3 protein-coding genes are annotated in these 2755 nt (G+C 39.3%); all 3 read right to left on the reverse strand.

Translation table 11 applies throughout. The annotated features are described in order from the left end of the window. Positions 1-165 precede the first annotated feature (165 nt). The gene (locus BMW61_RS21380; protein WP_330388578.1) at positions 166-591 is read right to left on the reverse strand and encodes a GNAT family N-acetyltransferase; all 426 of its coding nucleotides are present in this window, start codon (positions 589-591) and stop codon (positions 166-168) included. Between the two features lie 66 nt (positions 592-657). Next, positions 658-1518, reverse strand: a complete 861-nt coding sequence (locus tag BMW61_RS21385) for an acyl-CoA thioester hydrolase/BAAT C-terminal domain-containing protein (protein WP_091826092.1) — start codon at positions 1516-1518, stop codon at positions 658-660. A gap of 60 nt (positions 1519-1578) precedes the next feature. Beyond that, entirely contained in the window at positions 1579-2625 is a 1047-nt protein-coding gene (locus BMW61_RS21390; protein WP_091826095.1) for a DMT family transporter, read from the reverse strand. Positions 2626-2755: the final 130 nt, after the last annotated feature.

Consider the following 2755-nt stretch of genomic DNA (forward strand, 5'->3'; position numbering starts at 1 on the left):
AGACAAAGTATCCATCGTAAACCTGACGTCACGACCTTCGTAATACTCCAGCACTCTCTTATCTGTCAACCATTTAAACATGAGTGGAAGATCTGTTTCCGTAAAATCTCGGATTGTTATTTCATCTTTTTCTATTTTCACGTAATCCTCCCCGCAAACTGGAATTTATGTGTCTATTCTGATGATTTCAGCAAGAGCTTTGTTTCGATATACTAAATCATCACGGACGGTAAAGCCCATTTTCTCCCAAAAGTCATTTCCAACTTCGTTTCTATCGAAAACAACCAACGCTGCCTTATTGATTCCATGTTTCTGTAATGCTTCCATAGCCGTATCTACAAGACTCTTTGCGATGCCTTGCTTTCTATATTGTGGATTTACTGCTGTATGATAAATATATCCTCTCCTACCGTCATTTCCAACAATAATCACACCAACAATATTGTTATCTACTTCTGCAACAAAACAAGTATCAGGATTCCTTTTGAGGAATTTTTCTATGCCTTCTATTGAATCATCAAGATTATTTAAACCCATTCCTGCACAGGACATCCACAACTTATACACTTTTTTATAATCATCAATTGTCATTAGACGTATACTCATATCCATCTCACAAACTCCGATTTGCTTAACTGTTTATACTGAAAGATAATCTTACTGCCATACGTCTTTTACCCACGCAAGTAATTCCATTTTCATTCTTTTTCTGTCTTTTGCACATTCCTTTGGGTGACGTCGCTCCGATTTGAAGGCCATCTTATATATCCAAGGAAGATGAACTACGGCAGCATGACTCATATTTTCAAACACTATATGTTTATGCTTATATGGGAATGATACTGTTTCAAGTTTCTCATCCATAAGACACGCACTTTCATATGAGGGCCATACTTCATCTTTTTTAGATGACAGAAACAGAACTGGCCCCTTTATGTTTTCAACCGGAATAATTGTGTCCGGGGTAACGTCTTTATCACTGTTGATGTCTCGAATCCTTATTTCTTTTTCCTTTTTAAGGATTTCCAGCATATTTATGATTCGTGTTTTATACGCGGCATACGGCAGGTCTTTGCCTTGATAACTCCAGCAAGAAGTACTCGAAGGTCCTTTATTTTTTCCTTTTCCCGATAATCCTTCGCTTACATAGTAGGACGGAACCCTCGCTATAACACAGGAGATATCCGGAAGCAGAGAACCTGCAACCAAAGCCATTTCACTGCCTTTTGATGCCCCGTCGATACCAATCTTTTGATATCCCTGTTCTTTTAAGTACCTGATAGCATTTTCAACGTATTCAATGGGTACACTTACCAGATCAGGAGATGTCTGCTTTGTCTTGAAGAGTGCAAGCGACATAGCCGGAATGCCGTTCTTATGGTAGAACTCTGCCTCATGTTTAGCCATATTCATTCCACCATTTGAACCGGACATAACTATTATTACTTTGTCCTTGCTTCCGTTGCCCGGAAACAGGATTCCTTCAAACCCATCTTCTTTCATCAAGGTATGTATCATAAAACGCTCCATCTTAATACTTGATAATCAGTTCTACTCTATAATATATTCGGATTTATCTTACAATGCTCCCCTATGCCCCAGAGCGGTTTCCAACTCCTCTACACTGTGTGTATGCCCATGTTTTCCCTCCTTGATCACATGGGTGTGATCATGGGAATGCTCGATAGCATGCGTATGTGTAGATCCGTCATGCGTATGCGTTATCAGATGTGTGTGAGCATGTTTATGGCTATGTATCAATGTATCCCTGACAATAAGTACAGTCCCTGTAATCATTATTATCAGCGCAATTATAAACAACATCGTGAATCTTTCTTTCAGAAATACAGCTGACATTACCACCCCAATAAACGGTGCTACCGCATAATAAGCGCTTGTCTTTGCTGCTCCTAAAGTCTTCTGTGCTCTGATGTACGTGAATATACTGAGTCCATACGCAACAAAACCAAGAATCATAATTATTCCTATATATGAAAGCCTCGGGATGTTCTCTCCAAGTACCATAGCAACTATGAACGATCCTGTCCCCGATCCGATTCCTTTTATAGTCACTATTTCATAAGTGCTTTTCCCGGATATCTTTCTCGTACAGTTATTTTCAAGTCCCCAGCAAACAGTTGCCCCAAGAACAAACACCGATCCTAGTGAAAAGAAAAAGCTCCCCTCTCCTGAAAATGAAAGTATTATACTTGCCACTGTAATAAGAGATATTGCTCCCCTCAGCCTTGCGGATACTTTCTCTCTGAAGAGTCCGAATGCGATCAACGTTGTTGCAACGATCTCAAAATTTCCAAGAAGTGATGCGTTGGCTGCTGTTCCCAGTTTTATGCCAATCATCAGCAGGATTGGCGCTATAATATCCAAAACAACCATTGCAAAAGTATATGGTATATCTTCTCTCCCAAGCCTTTCTTCTGTGGATTCTTTCTTTGCATGGAAAATATACATGATTCCGACTCCAAGGCCTGCTCCCATATACAGAAATGCAGCCATAAACGTCGGTGGCACGTTATTAAGCAGTAATTTCGAACACGGTATGTTTATTGCATAAAACAATGCCGCTAATAATGCATATATAATCGCATTCAGTTTCTTATAGTCCAAAATGATTCATTCTCCTTTAACAGATAAAACTGAAAATTATGCTCTTTTCATTACCATTCTGACTATTGAGACAGGAGTGCCAAGAGTCCATTCCTTTTTGCATCCGTCAAATTCAAAACCATATTTGTGA

It is taken from the genome of Butyrivibrio sp. ob235, assembly GCF_900109475.1.
In the GTDB taxonomy this organism is placed as follows: Bacteria; Bacillota; Clostridia; order Lachnospirales; family Lachnospiraceae; genus Butyrivibrio.